Source organism: Kitasatospora sp. NPDC094015 (genome assembly GCF_040304075.1).
In the GTDB taxonomy this organism is placed as follows: domain Bacteria; phylum Actinomycetota; class Actinomycetes; order Streptomycetales; family Streptomycetaceae; genus Kitasatospora.
This window is the reverse complement of record NZ_JBEOUL010000003.1, coordinates 177,099-195,338: the sequence shown is the minus strand read 5'-3', so window position 1 is coordinate 195,338 and position 18,240 is coordinate 177,099. Positions and strand designations below refer to the sequence as shown.

The following is an 18,240-nucleotide window of genomic DNA, read 5'->3' as shown; positions in this document are numbered from 1 at the left end:
GATGGTCGACGTCTCCGAGAAGGCGACCACGGTCCGCACCGCGGTGGCCGCCGGACGGGTCCGGGTCTCCGCGCGGGTGGTGGAACTGTTGCGCGGCGAGGGCGTGCCCAAGGGCGACGCCCTCGCCGTGGCCAGGATCGCCGGGATCATGGGGGCCAAGAAGACCCCCGACCTGATCCCGCTCTGCCACCCGATCGCGATCTCCGGCGTGAAGGTCGACCTGACCGTCACCGACCACGCCGTCGAGATCACCGCCACCGTCCGGACCGCCGACCGCACCGGGGTCGAGATGGAGGCCCTGACGGCCGTCGCCGTCGCCGGCCTGACCGTGATCGACATGGTCAAGGCGGTCGACAAGGCCGCCAGCGTCGAGGAAGTCCGGGTGCTCACCAAGACCGGTGGCAAGAGCGGGGACTGGGCCCGCGAGGACGAGCGATGAGGGCGCTGGCCGTCACCGTCTCCAACCGCGCCTCGGCCGGCGTGTACGAGGACAAGGGCGGCCCGCTGCTGGTCGCCGGGCTGCGCGGGATGGGCTTCGCGGCGGACGGCCCGCAGGTCGTCCCGGACGGCGAGCCGGTGGAGGCCGCGCTGCGGGCCGCCGTCGCCGCCGGGTACGACGTGGTGCTCACCACCGGTGGCACCGGGATCTCGCCGATGGACCTCACCCCCGAGATGACCGCCCGGGTGCTCGACCGCCCGATCCCCGGCATCCCGGAGGCCATCCGGGCGTACGGGCGTGCGAAGGTGCCGACCTCCGCGCTGTCCCGGGGCCTGGCCGGGCTGGCCGGACGTACCCTGATCGTCAACCTGCCGGGCTCGACCGGCGGGGTCAAGGACGGCCTGGCCGTGCTCGCGGACCTGCTGCCGCACGCGGTGGACCAGCTGGCGGGCGGCGACCACCCGCGGCCGGACACCGCGGCCGCCGGCGGGCCCGGGGCCGCCGAGGGGAGCACGAGCTGAACACGGGCTGGCCGGTCGAACTGCGCGAGGGCGACATCACGCTGCGTCCGATCCGGGCCCGCGACCAGCGTTCCTGGCAGGAGGTCAGCCGGCGCAACCGGGACTGGCTGCGGCGCTGGGAGGCCACCGTGCCGCCGGTCCCGGTGGGCAGCCCCGGTGGATCCCGGCCGACCTACCGGCAGATGGTGCGCTACCTGCGGGGCGAGGCGGTCGCCGGGCGGATGCTGCCGTTCGTGGTGCTGTACCGGGGTGAACTGGTCGGGCAGCTCACCGTCGGCGGGATCACCTGGGGCTCGATGTGCTCGGCCAACGTCGGCTACTGGATCGACGAGGCGGCGGCCGGGAAGGGCATCATGCCCACGGCCGTGGCGATGGCCGTCGACCACTGCTTCCGGGTGCTCGGACTGCACCGCATCGAGGTCTGCATCCGGCCGGAGAACCGGCCCAGCCGGCGGGTGGTGGAGAAGCTCGGCTTCCGCGAGGAAGGCGTCCGGCCCCGCTATCTGCACATCGACGGCGACTGGCGCGACCACCTCGTGTACGCACTGACGGTGGAGGAGGTCCAGGAGGGCATGCTGAGCCGCTGGCGCTCGGTCAGAAGTGCCCGCAGGTCCGGTAATTGAATGTATGTTCGAAATAGATATCGATATGGCATCGCGCCCAGGGCGAGCCGCCACAAATAGCGGCAAAATAGTCGGAGAATCAGCTTGATCACACGACACGCCGTGCCAAATTGCTGCCAGGCCTTCCCTCACGCCCGTACCGTGTGAAACGTGAGCAGTAGCGGCCTTATCTACGCGGTCATCGTAGGGGCCTGGGCTGCCTATCTGGTGCCGATGTGGCTCCGCCGGCAGGACGAGCTCAACGAGTCGCGTCCGACGGAACGCTTCAGCACCGCGATCCGCCTGCTGGCCGGACGTTCGGCCATGGAGCGGCGAGCGGCCAGGACCCTGGGTGACCAGACCGAGAGCGGCGACGGTGCGACCGACGCCGAACCCGAGCTTTCGCGCGACCTCGAACCCGCGCCGGAGCCCGGATCCGAGCCTTCGCCCGATGCGGCGCGGGCCGACGACGTGCGCTCCGACGACGCCCGCTCCGAGCGGGAAGCGGAGCGGGAAACCGAGCCCGAGCGTCCCGAGGCGGTGGACGGGCCGGCGCAGCTGCCGGCGGAGGGTCGCCGCGAGCACGGCCAGGCGCACGGCCACGGGGCGGCCTCCGTCGAGCGACGGGCGCGGCTGCTGGCCCGGCGGCGCCGGATGGTGACGGCGCTCTTCCTCGCCTTCGCGCTCGGCGCCGTCGCGGCCGCGGTGGCGGGTGTGGCGTTCCTCTGGGTCCCGATGGTGCCCGCGCTCCTCCTCACCTTCTACATCGGCCACCTGCGCCGGCTGGAGCGCCAGCGCTTCGAGGTGAAGCTCGACCGGGCGCGGGCCGCCCAGGCCGCCGAGCGGCTGCGGGCCCGCGAGCGCGAGCGGGCCGCCGCCGACCCGGTGGACGCCCCCCGGTCCCGGCACGACGAGGCGCACCCGGCGGACCACGGCCGCCCGCACCTGCGGCTGGCGGCCGAGCCCGGTGAGCACCAGGGCGAGGGCGGCCGGGGTCCGCGCGAGCTCCGCGGCGAGCGGGAGCGGCGCGGCCAGGTGCGGACCGAGTCCGCCACCACCGCCGTGGCCGAGGCCACCGAGCACGAGGAGTGGGTGGACGGGATGCGGGAGCGCGGCGCGGCCGGCCCCGACTCCTGGGAGCCCGTGCCCGTCCCGCTGCCCACCTACGTCACCGCGCCGGTCGCCCCCCGGGTGACCCGCGGCCTCGACCTCGGCGCCCCCGGCACCTGGGACTCCGGCCGCACCGCGCCGGACGCGCACACCCCGCTCTTCGACCAGTACGCCGAGCACGCCCCGCCCCCGGCCGAGGTCGACTGCCGCCCCCGGCTGCGCGCCGCCAACGAATGACCCGCCCGAGTACCCCGACCGCCCCGCCGCAGGCCACCGCCACCGCGCCGGGGCGGTGGCCTTTCCGGGCGGTCATGAACGCCCCCGCAGAGGTGGTAGAGTTCTTTCTCGTTGGGGCTGTGGCGCAGTCCGGTAGCGCACCTCGTTCGCATCGAGGGGGTCAGGGGTTCGAATCCCCTCAGCTCCACCCAATGTCAAAGGCCCTCCCGGGATCATCCGGGAGGGCCTTTGAGCGTTCGTGCAGCAGTGAACCACAGCAACTACGCCGGGTGCTCCGGCGCTTCGGGCGTGTGGTGTGCTTTCCGATCCCTCCGAGTGCGTGACGGGTCGCCTCTGACGGTACGTGCGTGTGGGGCGTGGAGATCGATGAGCGCCCGGTGGTCCGACGGGAGCTGAACCCCGAGTTCGGTGGGGGCCGGGTTCACGCGATGTGCGCAATCGTTCTGCGGCTGCGGGATCCGGCTGGCTACGGTGGCCGGGCGGGTGCGGACGGAGGAGGACGGATGGGCGGCCGGGCGTACGGGACGATCGAGGTCAGGGTGGACGGCGGGGTCCTGACCGCCGTCTTCGGTGCGCCGCCGATGAATCTGATCGGGCCCGAGGTGGTGCGCGATCTGGTGGGGCTGATCGAGGAGCTGGAGGCTCCGGGCGGGCCGCGGGTGGTGGTGTTCGAGAGCGCGGACGCGGACTTCTTCTTCCCGCACGTCGACATGACGAAGGTCGCCGAGTACACCGCGGAGGCGGCGAAGGCCGGCGGTCCGGGGGACGCCTCGCTGGGGATGCTGTTCCGCCGCCTCAGCCTGCTGCCCGTGGTCACCGTCGCCAAGCTGCGCGGCCGGGCCCGGGGCGCGGGGAGCGAGTTCCTGCTCGCCTGCGACCTGCGGTTCGCCTCGCGGGAGAAGGCCGTGCTGGGCCAGCCGGAGGTCGGTATCGGGACGCCGCCCGGCGCCGGTGCGATCCAGCACCTGACCCGGCTGCTCGGCCGCGGGCGGGCGCTCGAAGTGCTGCTGAGCTCCGCGGACTTCGACGCCGACCTGGCCGAGCGCTACGGCTGGGTCAACCGGGCCCTGCCCGATGCCGAGCTGGACGGGTTCGTGGCGGCCCTGGCCACCCGGCTGGCCGGGTTCCCGCGCGACGCCCTGATCGCCGCGAAGGCCGCCGTCAACGCCCTCACCCTGCCCGCTGCGGCCGAGGTCCGCGCGGACGCGGCGCTGTTCCAGCAACTGGTCCGGGCGGACGGTGTCCAGCACCGCACCGCCGCCCTGTTCCGCGGCGGCTTCCAGACCCGCGGCCCGTTGGAACTCGATCTCGGGGCGGCCCTGGCCGATCTGCCGCCCGTCGACTGACCGGAGCGGCGCGAGCCCCGAGGAGTGCGGGAGCTTCACCCGATCGGGGGAGTTTCAGGTGGGTACGGGAGGGCGGCGGGAGTGGCCGCCTAGCCTCGTGACGGATCATCAGGGCTCGTGCGCGGACCGGTTCCCGGCGCGTACGGGCCCGGGTGCCGCCACCGTCGACGAAGGGCCGCCGCACCGTGTCGCAGCCGTTTGAACTGCCGGACTTCTACCTGCCGTACCCGGCCCGGCTCAACCCCCGTCTGGAGGAGGCCCGGGAGCACACCAAGGGGTGGGCCCGGGAGATGGGGATGCTGGAGGGATCAGGGGTCTGGGACGAGCACGACCTCGACTCCCACGACTACGCCCTGCTCTGCGCCTACACCCACCCCGACTGCGACGGGCCGGCGCTCTCGCTGGTGACCGACTGGTACGTGTGGGTGTTCTTCTTCGACGACCACTTCCTGGAGGTCTTCAAGCGCCCGCAGGACCGCAAGGCCGGCCGGCAGTACCTGGACCGGCTGCGGGCGTTCATGCCGATGGACCTCGCGGACGGCTTCCCCGAGCCCACCAACCCGGTCGAGGCGGGCCTCGCCGACCTGTGGGCCCGGACGGTGCCGAGCATGTCGATGGACTGGCGGGAGCGCTTCGCCGAGAGCACCAGGAACCTGCTCGACGAGTCGGACTGGGAGCTCGCCAACATCGGCATCCACCGGATCGCCAACCCGGTGGAGTACATCGAGATGCGCCGCAAGGTCGGCGGTGCGCCCTGGTCGGCCGGGCTGATCGAGTACGCGGCGCAGGCCGAGGTGCCCGCCGCGGTCGCCGCCTCCCGCCCGCTGCGGGTGCTCCGGGACGCCTTCTCGGACGGCGTGCACCTGCGCAACGACCTGTTCTCCTACGAGCGGGAGATCCTGGACGAGGGCGAGCTGAGCAACGGCGTGCTGGTCCTGGAGACCTTCCTGAACTGCACGACCCAGGAGGCCGCGGACGCGGTCAACGAGCTGCTCACCTCCCGGCTCCAGCAGTTCGAGAACACCGCGCTGACCGAGCTCGGCCCGCTCTTCGTCGAGCAGGGCGTGGACGCGGCCGGCGCGGCCCGGGTGCTGGCGTACGTCAAGGGCATGCAGGACTGGCAGGCGGGCGGCCACGAGTGGCACATGCGCTCCAGCCGCTACATGAACGGCAGCGCGGAGGGCGCCGCGGCGGCCACCCGCTGGGAGCCGTACCGGATCGGCGGGATCGGCACCACGGCGGCGGACCTCGCCCGGGCGACCGGGCTGCTGGACGCGGGGCCCCGCCGGCGCAGCCACGCCCACCTGCCGTTCCGGCGGACCGGGCCCTCGCAGCTGCCGGAGTTCGTGATGCCGTTCGCGCTCACCCTCAGCCCGCACCTGGACGCCGCCCGGCGGAACCTGGCGGACTGGTGCCACCGGATGGGCCTGCTGGAGGTCGCCCCGGGCGATCCGGGCTCGCACGTGTGGAACGCGGAGAAGCTGGCCGACTACGACCTGGCGCTGTGCGCAGCCGGGATCCACCCGGACGCCGGCCCGGACGAGCTGGACCTGACCTCGGCGTGGCTGGCCTGGGGCACGTACGCGGACGACTACTACCCGGTGGTGTTCGGCCGCCCCCGGGACCTGGCCGGGGCGAAGGCGACCACCGAGCGGCTGGCCTCCTTCATGCCGGTCGAGGGGGAGCCGGTGCCGGAGCCGGTCACCGCGATGGAGCGGGGCCTGGCCGACCTCTGGGAGCGGACCGCGGGCCCGCTGACGCTCGAGCAGCGCCGCCGCTTCCGCCGCACGATCGAGGACATGACCGCCAGCTGGCTCTGGGAGCTGGCCAACCAGGCGCAGAACCGTATCCCCGACCCGGTGGACTACCTGGAGATGCGCCGGGCGACCTTCGGTTCGGATCTCACCATGAGCCTGTGCCGGCTGCGGCACGGCAACGAGGTGCCGCCGGAGGTCTACCGCAGCGGGCCGATGCGCTCGCTGGAGAACGCGGCCGCCGACTACGCCTGCCTGGTCAACGACGTGTTCTCGTACCAGAAGGAGATCGAGTACGAGGGCGAGTTCCACAACGGCGTGCGGGTGGTCGAGAACTTCTTCGACTGCGACTACCCGACCGCGCTGGCGATGGTGCACGACCTGATGACCTCCCGGATGCGGCAGTTCCAGCACGTGGCCGAGAACGAACTGCCGCTGCTGTACGAAGGGTTCGAGCTGGGCCCGGAGGCCAGGGAGGTGCTCGACGGCTATGTGCGGGAGCTGGAGAACTGGCTGTCCGGGATCCTCAAGTGGCACCGGGACTGCCGCCGTTACGGGGAGGCCGACCTGATCCGCCACTTCGGCGCCGGAGGTCCGGACGGTGCCGGGGCGGTGGCGGGCGACCGGTTCGCGCCGCGGGGCCTGGGCACCTCGGCCGCCCGGATCGTGGAGCTCATCGGCGCCGGGCGCTGAACCCGGGCCGCCCGGCCCGCCGCGGACGAGTTGCGGCGGGCCGGGCGGCGGCGCGGGGAGTGGTGAAAGGGCGGGACCGGGGAGCGCTCAGCCGACCGGGGCCGGTTCGGGGCGGGGCTGCGCCGGCGCCGTGCCGCGCGCCCGGCCGCGCCGCTCCAGGGTGACCGCGACCACCGCGAGCACCAGGGCGGAGGCGGCCAGCAGGGCGCCGACCCAGTTGGGAGCGGTGGCGCCGAAGCCGGCGGTGAGCACCAGCCCGCCGAGCCAGGCGGCCAGCGCGTTGCCGAGGTTGAAGGCGCCGATGTTGACGGCCGAGGCGAGGGTGGGGGCGTCGGCGGTCTGGTCCAGCACGCGCTTCTGCAGCGGTGGCACGGTGGCGAAGCCGAACGCGCCGATCAGCGGGATGGTGACGGCGGCCAGCGGCTTGCTGTGCGCGGTGAACGCGAACAGGGCGAGCACCACGGCCAGCGAGCCGAGCGCGACGAACAGCAGCGGCATCAGCCGCCGATCGGCGTACCGGCCGCCGACCAGGTTGCCGGCCACCATGCCGAGGCCGAACAGCACCAGCAGCCAGGTCACCGATCCGTCCGCGTAGCCGGCGGCCTCGGTCATCATCGGGGCGATGTAGGTGATCGCGGCGAACACGCCGCCGAAGCCGAGCACGGTCATCGCCATCGCCAGGATCACCTGGACGTTGCGGAAGGCGGCCAGCTCGCGGCGGATCCGGGCCTCGCCGCGGCGCGGCGGCTCGTCCTGGGGGATCAGGGCGGCGACGCCGAGCAGGCCGAGCACGCCGAGCCCGGCGACCAGCGCGAAGGTGATCCGCCAGCCGGCCTGCTGGCCGATCATCGTGCCGAGCGGGACGCCGACCACGTTGGCCACGGTCAGGCCGGTGAACATCAGGGCGATCGCGCCGGCCTGCTTCTGCGGGGCGACCAGGCGTGCGGCGACGATCGAGCCGATGCCGAAGAAGGCGCCGTGGGCGAGCGAGGCGATCACCCGGCCGGTCAGCATCACGGCGAAGGTGGGGGCGAGCGCGGAGACCAGGTTGCCGGCCACGAACAGGCCCATCAGCGCCATCAGCATCCGCTTGCGGCTGAACCGGCTGCCGATCACGGCGAGCAGCGGGGCGCCGACCACCACGCCGAGGGCGTAGCCGGTGGTGAGCAGGCCGGCGGTGGGGATGGAGACGCCGTAGGACGCGGCGACGTCGGGCAGCAGCCCCATGATCACGAATTCGGTGGTGCCGATGCCGAAGGCGCCGATGGTGAGCGCCAGGAGGGCGAGTGGCATGGCGGGGAGCCTCTCGGTGCGTGGGGAGGGGGACCGCTCCGACAGTAATTGCAGACGCAGGTACTTGCAAGCGCGGCATATTGCATACGCGGTCTATTGCGCTCCTGGACTACCCTGGGCGGGACGCCTCCGAAGGGAGTTCCCATGACCCGGCCGCAGTCGACCCGGCCGCAACCCGGCCTCGCCCGGGGCTGGTGCGCCCTGTCCGCCCTGCACGGCCGGATCGAGACGCACGTCGAGCGGGCCCTGCAGGCCGCGCACGAGCTGAGCGTGCGGGAGTTCTCGGTGCTCGACGTGCTCAGCGCGCAGCACGAGGGCGAGGGCGGCCACTTCCGGATGCACGAGCTGTCCGACGCCGTGGTGCTCAGCCAGAGCGCCACCACCCGCCTGGTGACCCGGCTGGAGGAGCGCGGCCTGCTGACCCGCTACCTCTGCGCGACCGACCGGCGCGGCATCTACACCGACGTCACCCCGGCCGGCCTGGCCCTGCTGGAGCGGGCCCGGCCGGTCAACGACGCGGCCCTGCACGAGGCGCTCGCCGCCGCCGAGCAGCGGGCCGAGCTGGCGCCGCTGGTGGCGGCCGTCCGGAATCTGGAGGCGCCCGCCCCGACACCGGGCGGGTGAGCCGGCCGGGGTCCGCCCCGGCGCCGGGAAACGCCGAAGGCCCGGCCGGGAGCTGAGCTCCGGGCCGGGCCTTCGGCGTGCCGCCGGTGCGTACCGTCAGGAGCGGTACGGGTCGTGCTGCGGCGCGTGCTGGTGCGGCTGCGGCTGGCGGGGGACCGACGCCGGGCCGCCCGGGCGGTGACCGCGCGGGTGCCGGGTCAGGGTGTAGCCCGCGACCCCGGCCAGGGCGGCCAGTGCACCGCCCGCCAGGGTCCAGAACCAGCGGGTGTTCCAGCCCGAGAACAGGTCGGAGTACCAGTGGGAGGCCGGCTCCGCCGGGGCCGCGGCCCGCGAGGTGGCGGCCGGGGCGGTGGTGCCGGCGGCCGCGGTGGTGCCGGCGTTCACCGGCGGCACCAGCGGGGCCTTCAGCGATCCGCCCTCGGGCTGGGCGTCGTCCGCCCCGCCCTTGGCGCCGACGTGCACCTGGACCTGGGCGGCCAGGCCCAGGTCCGGCTGCGGGACGTCGGAGACCGACAGCCGGACGTAGTACGTGCCCGGCAGCGGGTCGCCCGACCAGGGCTCGGCCCAGGACCGGATCTGCCGCAGCGTACAGCTCAGCGCGAGCGAACCGGCGCTCTGCTGGGCGGTCGCGTTCTGCGGGCCCGCGGTGCAGGACTGGCGCCGGCGCAGGCCGTCGAACAGCTCGACCGTCCAGGTCTGCGGGCCGGTGCGGTCGGTCGACGGCGGCAGCGCCACGGTGACCTGGACGGTGTCGGTCTGGCCCTCGGACGCGGCGAACGCCCAGTACAGGTAGTCACCGGTGGAGGCGGCCACCTTGGCGTCCTGCCCGGGGGCCAGGGTGGCCGCGGTCAGGAAGGTGGTGCCCGCGGTGGTCACCGGGCCCGCGGAGGCCGAGGCCGAGGCGGACGGGGACGGCGAGGCCGAGGGCGAGGCGGCCGAGGCCGTGGGGGCGGCCAGGGCGGTCAGGCCGAGCGCGAGCAGGCCGGCCCGCAGGGCCTTCAGAGAGGTGCGCATGGTCAGTTCTCCCGCCAGACGGCGATGCGCCAGCGTGCCACCCAGCCGAAGACCAGCCCGGTGAGCAGACCGGCCAGGGTCAGCGTGAGCAGCAGGATCCAGCCGCGGCCGAGGCCCATGGCGGGCCCGTCCGGCGCGGGCGAGGCGGCGGCCACGTCCACGGTCAGCTCCAGCGGCAGGCCGGGGTCGGCCTGGACGCCCGCCTGCGCGGCGAAGGAGTTGCTGACGATCAGGCAGACCGTCCCGTCGGCGCCCGGCTTGGCCGAGGTGGCGGCGGAGGGGGTGGCGCTGCCGGTGGCGTCCGGGTCGCCGGGGGCGGACCAGCGCACGCCGGTGGAGGCGACATCGGTGCGGCCGCTGCCCGCGTCGGTGCCGCGGACCAGCTCCTGGCCGGCCTGGTCGGTGGCCTGGAGCAGCACCCCGTAGTCCCGGGCGACCGCCCGGTCCGGCGTGACGCTGACCGAGGCCCGCAGCTCCTGGCCGGGCTTGACCGGCACCCGGTAGACCCGGTGCTCGGCGAACTTCTCCCGGTCCGCGTAGACGCCGGGGGTCAGCACCGGCGCGGTCTCGCACTTGTCGGTGCCGGAGGTCTTGGCCGGGGTGACGTTGTGGGTGTCGGCGGCCCGTCCGACCAGCTGGTTGACCTTCTGGGTCAGCTGCTCCTGGGTGCGCACGTCGGTGTACGTGCCGCCGGTGGCGTTGGCGATGCACAGCAGCTGCTGGCGGGTCTTGTCGTCGTGGGCCAGGCCGAGGGTGTCGACCACCAGCGGGATGCCCCGGGCGGCCAGTTCACGGGCCACGTCGCACGGGTCGGGCGGGGCGCAGGAGTCCTCGCCGTCGGTGATCAGCACCACCCGGCGGGTGGTCGGGCCGTCGCCGAGGTCCTGCGCGGCGCCGCGCAGCGCCAGGCCGATCGGGGTCCAGCCGGTGGGCCGCAGGGTGGCGACCGCGGTCTTGGCCTCGACCTTGTCGGTCTTGCCGACCGGGAAGAGCTGCTTGGTGTCCTTGCAGCCCTCGGTCTTGTCGTTGCCGGGGTAGGTGGCGCCCAGGGTGCGGATGCCGAAGTCTGCCTCCGGCGGGAGAGCGTCGATGACCTCGCTCAACGACTTCTGGGCGACCGAGATCCGGCTCTTGCCCTGGATGTCCTCGGCCCGCATGGAGCCGCTGACGTCCAGGACGAGGTCGACCTTGGGAGCTTCGCGGGTGGGTGCGGCGCTGCCGCCGCCTGGTTCGTCGGCGTGGGCCGGGAGGCCGCTGAGCAGCGCACCGGCGGTTATCGCCAGGGCGGCCAGCAGGCCTGCCGGCCGGGCCGGCCGTCGGGATCGGGTGGTCGTCACGGGCCGATCCTATGGATCATCAGTTGGGAACACCCAATGCGGGCGGACCGTCGCGAACTGCCCTGCGGGGGAAGGGGTCGGCGCCTTGGCGGACGCCGCCCGGCTGACGGTCCGTCCGGATGCGGGCGGTGCGCCCCGGGGCCGGACCCGGGTGTCGGTGGCCGGGTGCCGGTGGCCGGGCCGGACAATCCGGGACACACCCACCGGAAGCCGCATAAGTATGGCTAATCCTCGTTAGGGTGCTCGGAGAGTCGACTCGGTACCCCGCCGGAAGGAACTGCCTCGTGAGCAACCTCTTCGCGATCGCCTACCCGGATCCGGCCACCGCCCGGAAGGTCCGGGACGAGGCGGTCGCCCTGCAGAAGCAGAAGCTGATCGAGCTGGAGGACATCGTCGTGGTGGAGCGCCGCGACGACGGCCGGATCAAGCTGCACCAGGCGGTGTCCACCACCGGTGCGGGCGCCGCCTCGGGCGCGCTCTGGGGCGGGGTGATCGGGCTGCTGTTCTTCATGCCGTTCCTGGGGGCCGCGATCGGCGGGGCGACCGGCGCCGCGGTCGGTGCGTCCACCGACGTCGGGGTCGACGACGGCTTCATGCGCCAGGTCGGCGAGCACCTGCAGCCCGGCAGCGCGGCCGTGTTCCTGCTGGTCCGCAAGGCCACCGCGGACAAGGTGGTGCCGGCCCTGGCCCGGTTCGGCGGCCGGATCCTGCAGACCTCGCTGACCACCGAGGAGGAGGAGCACCTGCGGGAGGCCGTCCGGGCCGCGCAGGGCGGCGCCGCCTGATCCCGCACCAGGACCGGGGCGGGGGCGGCCGGACCGGTCGCCGCGGTCGCCCCGCTCCGCCTCCCTGAGCAGGACAGGACGGCCCGTGGCCTCACCCTCAGCAACCGTCCGCTCCGGCCCGCCCGCCGGGCGGCCGGCCGGCACCCGCCGCAACACCGAACTCGCCCTGCTCGTCCTGGCCGTGCTGATCTCCGTGTTCGGCTACATCGAGGTCGGGGTCAACCTCGACGGCGTGCCGCCCTCGGACGCCTCCTCCTACGGCGCCGCCCTCGGCGTGCTCGCCCTGCTCGCCCACGCGGTGGTACGGCTGCGCGCCCGGTACGCCGATCCGCTGCTGCTGCCGATCGCGGTGCTGCTGAACGGGATCGGACTGGTCGTCATCTACCGGCTCGACCGGGCCACCCCGCGCAGCGCGGCGGCGCCCGCCCAACTCCTGTGGTCCACCTTCGGGGTGGCGCTGTTCATCGCGGTGGTCCTGCTGCTGCGCGACCACCGGATCCTCCAGCGCTACGCGTACGTGGGCGCGCTGGCCGCCCTGGTGCTGCTGGTGCTGCCGATCCTGTTCCCGCCGGTGTACGGCTCGCGGATCTGGATCACCCTCGGCCCGCTCTCCTTCCAGCCGGGCGAGTTCGCCAAGGTCCTGCTGGCTATCTTCTTCGCCGCGTACCTGGCCGTCCACCGGGACGCGCTGGCGCTGACCGGGCGCAGGGTGCTGTGGTTCCGGCTGCCGCTGGGGCGGGTGCTCGGACCGGTGCTGCTGATCTGGGCGGCCTTCGTGGGCGTCCTGGTGCTGGAGACCGACCTCGGCACCTCGCTGCTCTTCTTCGGCCTGTTCGTGGTGATGCTCTACGTCGCGACCGCGCGCAGCGGCTGGATCGCCATCGGGGTGCTGCTCGCCGCGGTCGGCGCGCTGGGGGTCGGGCTGCTCTCCCCGCACGTGCACGGCCGGGTCACCGACTGGCTGGACCCGCTGCACTCGATCGCGGCCGGGCAGGGCCCGAACCAGATCGCCCAGTCGCTGTTCGCCTTCGCCTGGGGCGGGATGCTCGGCACCGGGCTCGGCCTCGGCGGGTCGATCCTGATCGGCTTCGCCGCCAAGTCGGACTTCATCCTGGCCACCATCGGCGAGGAGCTGGGTCTGGTCGGGCTGGTGTCGGTGTTCCTGCTCTACGCCCTGCTGATCTCGCGGGGCTTCCGGACCGGGATCGCGCTGCGCGACCCGTTCGGCCGGCTGCTGGCGATCGGGCTGGCCGCCATCGTCGGGCTGCAGGTGTTCGTGGTGGCCGGCGGGGTGCTCGACCTGATCCCGCTCACCGGGATGACGCTGCCCTTCATCGCGCAGGGCGGCTCCTCGGTGGTGACCAACTGGATCATCGTCGCGCTGCTGGTCAGGATGAGCGACCTGGCCCGGCGGCCGCTGCCCGCGGTGGAGGCCTGATGGCGGGCCGGTGGCGGGCGAACCGGCAGCGGGCGCAGGAGAGCGGCGGCGGCGGGCCGCAGGGCCTGCCCGGGATCTCCACCACCGGGCGCCGGGCCGGCACCTTCTGCGTGCTGCTGATCGTGGCGCTGGCGGTGCAGGCCACCCGGGTGCAGGTGTTCCAGAAGAACGCGCTCGACCACAACCCGGCCAACCAGCGGCTCACCATCCAGCGCTACGACCAGCCGCGCGGCAACATCCTGGTGGCGGGCGAGCCGATCACCGGCTCCACCCCGACCGGCGGCCGGTACGACTACAAGCGCACCTACACCGACGGCCCCGGGTACGCCGCCGTCACCGGCTACTCCTCCCAGACCTACGGCAACACCCAGCTCGAGGGCGTCTACGACGAGCTGCTGTCCGGCACCGACAGCCGGCTCGCGAGCTGGGCGGTGTGGGACGCGGTCGCCCGCCGGCAGAACCCCGGCGGCGACGTCCACACCACCATCGACCCGGCGGCCCAGCGGGCGGCGCTCCAGGGCCTCGGCCGCCAGCAGGGCGCGGTGGTCGCGCTCGAACCGGCCACCGGCCGGATCCTGGCGCTGGCCAGCACCCCCTCGTACGACCCGGGTTCGTTCGCGGGCTCGGGCGCGGCCGACCGGCAGGCCTGGGACGAGCTGCAGGCGGACACCGACCAGCCGATGCTCAACCGGGCGCTGCGGCAGATCTACCCACCCGGCTCCGCGTTCAAGGTGGTCACCGCCGCGGCCGCGCTGGCGAACGGCGTGGTGCGGGACATCGACGCGCCGACCGGGGCGCCCTCGCCGTACGTGCTGCCGGGCACCACCACCGAGCTGGTCAACGACACCACGGCCTGCGACCGTCCGAACCTGTCGCTGGACACCGCGATGGTGCTGTCCTGCAACAGCGTGCTGGGCTACCTCGGGGTGCAGGTCGGGCTCGGGCCGATGGTGTCGATGGCGGAGAGCTTCGGCTTCGACGACGCCGCCCTGGACATCCCGGTGCGCGCGGCGCGCAGCAACTTCGACCGGGCGATGGACCCCGCGCAGCTCGCCCTCTCCTCGATCGGCCAGTACGACACCGCGGCGACGCCGCTGGTGATGGCGATGGTCGCGGCCGGGGTCGCCAACGGCGGGCGGGTGATGCATCCACAGCTTGTGGACAAGCTGACCAAGGCCGACGGCACCACCGTCCAGCTGATGCACCCGGCGCTGTACCGGGACGCGATGGACCCCGGGGTGGCCGGGCAGGTGCGGCAGCTGATGACCGACGTGGTGGAGAACGGCACCGGGCGCAACGCGCGGATCCCGGGCGCCACGGTGGGCGGGAAGACCGGTACCGCCCAGCACGGGGTCGGCAACTCCGGCACCCCGTTCGCCTGGTTCATCTCCTGGGCGCAGCCGGACGGCTCCGCCGAGGTGCCGCCGGTGGCGGTGGCCGTGGTGGTCGCCGACAGCGACGCCACCGACGTGACCGGGGGGCGGCTGGCCGCGCCGATCGCGCGGGCGGTCATGCAGGCCGTGCTGAACGGCCGGTAGCGGGTCCGAGCACCCGGGCTGCGGGTGGTATGTCTGCTATGTCCGCCGGTCTGTGACGAACCGTACAAGCCGCGGCCCCGGCCGATCCTTTTGCGCCACTGGCGGAAAATCGCCGTTCGTCCGATGGTGGTCGGGTCAGGCCCGCGCCGGGTGCCCGCCCGCGCCGGAACCCCCGACCGGAAAGATCTGCGCCTTGGCCAGCACCTCCGCCCCCGGCCCCGGGTACGGCGTCAACCCCGCGCGGCCCGCCCGCCCGGGTTCCGGTCCGGTCCGGTGAGCGGCGCACCGGCGTGGTCCGGCGGGCGGGCGGTCGGGCCCGATCCGGGCGGGCCGGCGGTCCGTTCGGGCGGTCCACCGGTCGTTCCGGGCGCCCCGGGCACGAAGCTGCACAGAACCAGCGCGCCGAGTCCGGGGACAGCGCACACTCAACGCCCTAATCTTCCTGACATGGTGAGCACACGTCCGCCGTTCTCCGAGCAGGCCGACTGCGCCGTGCACGGGCCCCCCGGGGGTGGCGGCGCAGGCAAGGTCCCCCGGCAGCGGGCCGCAGCGGGCCGGCATCCGGCCCGGTGGGTCGGCCACCGGGGGGTGCAGGCGCTGGGCTGCGTCGCCGCCGCCCTCTGGGCCGAGGCGTTCCCGCTGGTCTCCGACCTGTCCAACCAGATCTTCTGGGGCACCGTCGCCGCCCCGACCTACGCCCTGGCCGCCGTGCTCTGCCTCACCCTCCCGCGCCGCTGGGCCCCGCGCGCCGCCGCGCTGGTGGCCCTGGTCGGCGCCGTGCTGACCCCGCTGATCCTGCTGGCGCTGCAGGGGCGGCACCAGTCCGAGGTGATGGTGGTCGAACGCTCCGCCCGGCTGCTGCTGCACACCGGCAGCCCGTACCTCCACCACCCGGTCGTGGTCACCGACTACAACCCCTACCTGCCGGGGATGGCGCTGTTCGGGCTGCCCCGGGCCGCGCTCGGCAGTGCCGGGCCGGTCGCGCTGGTGCTCGGCGACGCCCGGATCTGGTTCGCCCTCACCCTGCTGGTCTGCCTGCTGGCCTGCTGGCGGCTGCTGCGCCCGGTCGTGCCCGGCCGGGCCCCGCTGCTGCCGCTGGCCGCGCTGACCGCCTCGCCGCTGATCGCGCTGGCGCTCGCCGTGGGCGGGGTCGACCTGCCGCTGATCGGGGTGTGCTGCCTGGCGATGGCCTGTGCGGCCCGGGGTCGCCCGGTCGCCACCGGGCTGGTGCTGGCGCTCGCCTGCACCCTCAAGTGGACGGCCTGGCCCGCCCTCCCGGTCGCCCTGTTGCTGATCTGGCGGCTGCACGGGCGCCGGCCCGCCGCCCGGGCCGCCGCGGTCTCGCTCTCGGTCGGCGTCGCGGTCATCCTGCCGACCGTGCTGACCGCGGGCGCGGAGCTGCGCGAGCAGGTGGTCCGCTTCCCGCTCGGGCTGACGGCGGTGCGCACCCCGGCCGGCAGCCCGTTGCCCGGCAAGGTGCTGGCCGGGCTCGGCCCGACCGGCCACACCATCTCGCTCACCCTGCTGTGCCTGGCCGGCCTCGGCGTCGCGCTCTGGCTGCTGGCCTACCCGCCGACCTCGGCGGTCGCCGCCTGCGACCTGCTGGCCGCCGGCCTGGCGGTGGCGTTCATGCTCGCCCCGGCGGGCCGGTTCGGCTACCTGGCGCTGCCCACGGTGCTGGTGCTCTGGCCCCGGCTGGCCACCCGCAGCTGGGGCTGGCGCGGCACGGGCGGACGCGATCACACCCCGGCGGTGCTCGCCGGGGTGTGAGGCAGCGGTCGGCCCGCCCGGGGCCGTCCGGTCAGCCGTTGCCGATCTGCAGCAGCTTCACGGCGGCCGGCCCGGCGGCGTCGGCGCCGTGGCCGCCGTTCTCGACCAGGGCCGCCACCGCCAGGTTGCCCCGGAAGGCGGTGAACCAGCTGTTGGCCGAGGTCTGGTTGCCGACCTCCGCGGTGCCGGTCTTGGCGCCGGAGCCGTTGGCCATCTGGGACATCAGCTTGGACGCGGTGCCGGTGCGCACGGTCTCGTTCATCACCGTCCGCAGGCCGGTCAGCACGTCGCCCGAGAGCTGGCGCTTGGCCGGGGCCTGCGGCGTGCCGGCGACCAGGATCGGCTGGCGGAACGTTCCGCTCTGCACGGTGGCCGAGACCGAGGCCATGGCGAGCGGGCTGGTCTGGATCCGGCCCTGCCCGATGAACTCGGCCACCATCTCGTTGGCGCCCTTGGGCGCCGGGACCACGGTGTCGAAGGCGGTCAGGCCGGTCTGCCAGACCAGGCCGAGCCCGAAGGCGTCCTTGGCGATCGCCGGCAGGGTGTCGTTCTTCAGCCGCGCGCTGCCCTCGTTGATGAAGGCGGTGTTGCACGACTGGGCGAAGTCCTGGCGGAACTTGTAGTCGGGGTGCGGCTCGGGGAAGTCGTTCTTGAAGACCTGGCCGCCGATGGTGGCGGAGTCCGGGCAGGCCACCGGGGTGTCGGGGGTGACCCCGGCCTCCATCAGGGCCGCCGCGGTGATGATCTTCATCGTGGACCCGGGCGCGAGGCTGGAGAGGAAGGCCCGGTTCTGGCCGGTGCTCGGCGCGTTGGCGAACGCCAGGACGTTGCCGGTGCTCGGCTCGACCGCGACCACGGAGGCGGGGAGCGTGCCGCCCTTGGACGCTTCCTGCACGGCCGCCTCGGCGGCCTTCTGCAGGTCGGCGTCGATGGTCAGCTTGAGCGGCGGCGCGGGCTTGGGTTCGACGAGCGTGAAGACCGTCTCCGGCTTGGCCTTCCCCGCGTCGTCGCTGATCACCACGGCGGTGCCGGCCTCGGCCGAGCCGTCCGGGACGGGGGCCTTGATCTGCCCGAGCAGCGGGGTGATCGAGGGCGAGTTGAGCGCCTTGCCCTTGCGGTCGACCACCGAGCTCGCCGGCGCGGTGACCGGCTTGACCGAGATCGACTCGCCCGCGCCCAGCTTGGGGTGGATCACGGTCGGCGCCCAGTGCACGGCGGCCTTGCCGTCGCTCATCTTCACCATGCCGAGCACCCCGTCGTAGGACCAGGGGGTGCCGGTCTGGGCGAACTCGACCTTGGCCTTGAAGGACAGCGGCACCTGGTGGGCGGGGGCCGCGGCGGCGGTGCTGCCGGCGGTGGCGCTGCCGGGGGTGGGCGAGGGGGACCCGGAGGCGCCGGCGGCGGGCGCGGTGGGCGCGGGGGCCGGTCCGCCCGGGGTGAGGGTGATCGCGCTGGGGTTCACCTTCTGCCGGAACGCCGTCAGCGTCGCGGTGGCGGCCTCCGGGGAGTCGGTCAGCGCGGCCGCCGCGGCCACGTCGCCCTTGGCCCAGGCCTCCAGGAAGGCCTTGGCGCCGGCCGCCGCCTGCTCCTGGCCGGGCGGCTCGGCGACCACCGTTCTGGGCTTGGCCGGGTCGGGCTCGCTGCCGCCGGTGGCGAAGCTGTAGGCCCCGTACCCGGCCACCGCCAGCATGGCTGCGGCGACCGTGCTGATGCCGATCTTGGCGCCCTTGTTCATGGTG

15 protein-coding genes and 1 tRNA gene are annotated in these 18,240 nt (G+C 74.2%); 12 read left to right on the top strand and 4 right to left on the bottom strand.

What is annotated here, in order from left to right; translation table 11 throughout:
* Nucleotide 1 precedes the first annotated feature (1 nt).
* The 7 genes from moaC (at nucleotide 2) to ABT014_RS05140 (ending at nucleotide 6,702) form a co-directional block, all read left to right on the top strand.
* Entirely contained in the window at nucleotides 2-439 is a 438-nt protein-coding gene (gene moaC, locus ABT014_RS05170; RefSeq protein WP_502894859.1) for a cyclic pyranopterin monophosphate synthase MoaC, read from the top strand.
* Nucleotides 436-960 carry a MogA/MoaB family molybdenum cofactor biosynthesis protein gene (locus ABT014_RS05165; protein ID WP_350637266.1) on the top strand — a complete coding sequence of 175 codons (525 nt, stop codon included), beginning with the start codon at nucleotides 436-438 and terminating at the stop codon, nucleotides 958-960. The genes moaC and ABT014_RS05165 overlap by 4 nt, the downstream gene beginning before the upstream one ends.
* Entirely contained in the window at nucleotides 957-1,583 is a 627-nt protein-coding gene (locus tag ABT014_RS05160; RefSeq protein ID WP_350637477.1) for a GNAT family N-acetyltransferase, read from the top strand. The genes ABT014_RS05165 and ABT014_RS05160 overlap by 4 nt, the downstream gene beginning before the upstream one ends.
* Nucleotides 1,584-1,733: 150 nt before the next feature.
* On the top strand, nucleotides 1,734-2,909 hold the full coding sequence (sepX, locus tag ABT014_RS05155) for a divisome protein SepX/GlpR (protein WP_350637265.1): 1,176 nt from the start codon (nucleotides 1,734-1,736) through the stop codon (nucleotides 2,907-2,909).
* A gap of 113 nt (nucleotides 2,910-3,022) precedes the next feature.
* Nucleotides 3,023-3,096, top strand: a tRNA-Ala gene (locus ABT014_RS05150).
* Nucleotides 3,097-3,412: 316 nt separating this feature from the next.
* The gene (locus ABT014_RS05145; RefSeq protein ID WP_350637264.1) at nucleotides 3,413-4,255 is read left to right on the top strand and encodes an enoyl-CoA hydratase/isomerase family protein; all 843 of its coding nucleotides are present in this window, start codon (nucleotides 3,413-3,415) and stop codon (nucleotides 4,253-4,255) included.
* A gap of 185 nt (nucleotides 4,256-4,440) precedes the next feature.
* Nucleotides 4,441-6,702, top strand: a complete 2,262-nt coding sequence (locus ABT014_RS05140) for a terpene synthase family protein (protein WP_350637263.1) — start codon at nucleotides 4,441-4,443, stop codon at nucleotides 6,700-6,702.
* An 87-nt stretch (nucleotides 6,703-6,789) separates the two neighbouring features.
* Here the strand turns inward: ABT014_RS05140 and ABT014_RS05135 are convergent, their stop codons facing one another.
* Entirely contained in the window at nucleotides 6,790-7,995 is a 1,206-nt protein-coding gene (locus ABT014_RS05135) for an MFS transporter (RefSeq protein ID WP_350637262.1), read from the bottom strand.
* Nucleotides 7,996-8,139: 144 nt separating this feature from the next.
* On the opposite strand from ABT014_RS05135, the gene ABT014_RS05130 reads away from it, so the two are divergent.
* On the top strand, nucleotides 8,140-8,619 hold the full coding sequence (locus ABT014_RS05130) for a MarR family winged helix-turn-helix transcriptional regulator (protein WP_350637260.1): 480 nt from the start codon (nucleotides 8,140-8,142) through the stop codon (nucleotides 8,617-8,619).
* Nucleotides 8,620-8,715: 96 nt separating this feature from the next.
* Here ABT014_RS05130 and ABT014_RS05125 read toward each other — a convergent pair whose 3' ends face one another.
* Nucleotides 8,716-9,633: a peptidase gene (locus ABT014_RS05125; RefSeq protein ID WP_350637258.1), complete on the bottom strand. Its 918-nt coding sequence runs from the start codon at nucleotides 9,631-9,633 to the stop codon at nucleotides 8,716-8,718.
* Between the two features lie 2 nt (nucleotides 9,634-9,635).
* Nucleotides 9,636-10,970 (bottom strand): VWA domain-containing protein, encoded by a 1,335-nt coding sequence (locus ABT014_RS05120; RefSeq protein ID WP_350637256.1) that lies wholly within the window; start codon nucleotides 10,968-10,970, stop codon nucleotides 9,636-9,638.
* A 284-nt stretch (nucleotides 10,971-11,254) separates the two neighbouring features.
* Here ABT014_RS05120 and ABT014_RS05115 point away from each other — a divergent pair, with 284 nt between their 5' ends.
* The 4 genes from ABT014_RS05115 (at nucleotide 11,255) to ABT014_RS05100 (ending at nucleotide 16,501) form a co-directional block, all read left to right on the top strand.
* Complete coding sequence (locus ABT014_RS05115; protein ID WP_350637254.1) at nucleotides 11,255-11,755, top strand: DUF1269 domain-containing protein; 501 nt, start codon at nucleotides 11,255-11,257, stop codon at nucleotides 11,753-11,755.
* Nucleotides 11,756-11,840: 85 nt separating this feature from the next.
* A complete protein-coding gene (locus ABT014_RS05110; protein ID WP_350637252.1) occupies nucleotides 11,841-13,193 on the top strand; it encodes an FtsW/RodA/SpoVE family cell cycle protein in 1,353 nt (450 codons plus the stop codon).
* The gene (locus ABT014_RS05105) at nucleotides 13,193-14,731 is read left to right on the top strand and encodes a penicillin-binding transpeptidase domain-containing protein (RefSeq protein ID WP_350637250.1); all 1,539 of its coding nucleotides are present in this window, start codon (nucleotides 13,193-13,195) and stop codon (nucleotides 14,729-14,731) included. The genes ABT014_RS05110 and ABT014_RS05105 overlap by 1 nt, the downstream gene beginning before the upstream one ends.
* 447 nt (nucleotides 14,732-15,178) lie before the next feature.
* On the top strand, nucleotides 15,179-16,501 hold the full coding sequence (locus tag ABT014_RS05100) for a glycosyltransferase 87 family protein (RefSeq protein ID WP_350637248.1): 1,323 nt from the start codon (nucleotides 15,179-15,181) through the stop codon (nucleotides 16,499-16,501).
* Between the two features lie 31 nt (nucleotides 16,502-16,532).
* Here ABT014_RS05100 and ABT014_RS05095 read toward each other — a convergent pair whose 3' ends face one another.
* Nucleotides 16,533-18,236: a penicillin-binding transpeptidase domain-containing protein gene (locus ABT014_RS05095; RefSeq protein WP_350637245.1), complete on the bottom strand. Its 1,704-nt coding sequence runs from the start codon at nucleotides 18,234-18,236 to the stop codon at nucleotides 16,533-16,535.
* Nucleotides 18,237-18,240 lie beyond the last annotated feature (4 nt).

What these genes read in the sequence shown, in the direction of transcription:
- ABT014_RS05165 (WP_350637266.1), top strand. Translation starts at nt 436, where the DNA reads ATGAGGGCGCTGGCCGTCACCGTCTCCAACCGCGCCTCGGCCGGCGTG.
- ABT014_RS05105 (WP_350637250.1), top strand. Translation starts at nt 13,193, where the DNA reads ATGGCGGGCCGGTGGCGGGCGAACCGGCAGCGGGCGCAGGAGAGCGGC.
- moaC (WP_502894859.1), top strand. Translation starts at nt 2, where the DNA reads ATGGTCGACGTCTCCGAGAAGGCGACCACGGTCCGCACCGCGGTGGCC.
- ABT014_RS05100 (WP_350637248.1), top strand. Translation starts at nt 15,179, where the DNA reads ATGGTGAGCACACGTCCGCCGTTCTCCGAGCAGGCCGACTGCGCCGTG.
- ABT014_RS05145 (WP_350637264.1), top strand. Translation starts at nt 3,413, where the DNA reads ATGGGCGGCCGGGCGTACGGGACGATCGAGGTCAGGGTGGACGGCGGG.
- ABT014_RS05095 (WP_350637245.1), bottom strand. Translation starts at nt 18,236, where the DNA reads ATGAACAAGGGCGCCAAGATCGGCATCAGCACGGTCGCCGCAGCCATG.
- ABT014_RS05135 (WP_350637262.1), bottom strand. Translation starts at nt 7,995, where the DNA reads ATGCCACTCGCCCTCCTGGCGCTCACCATCGGCGCCTTCGGCATCGGC.
- ABT014_RS05130 (WP_350637260.1), top strand. Translation starts at nt 8,140, where the DNA reads ATGACCCGGCCGCAGTCGACCCGGCCGCAACCCGGCCTCGCCCGGGGC.
- ABT014_RS05125 (WP_350637258.1), bottom strand. Translation starts at nt 9,633, where the DNA reads ATGCGCACCTCTCTGAAGGCCCTGCGGGCCGGCCTGCTCGCGCTCGGC.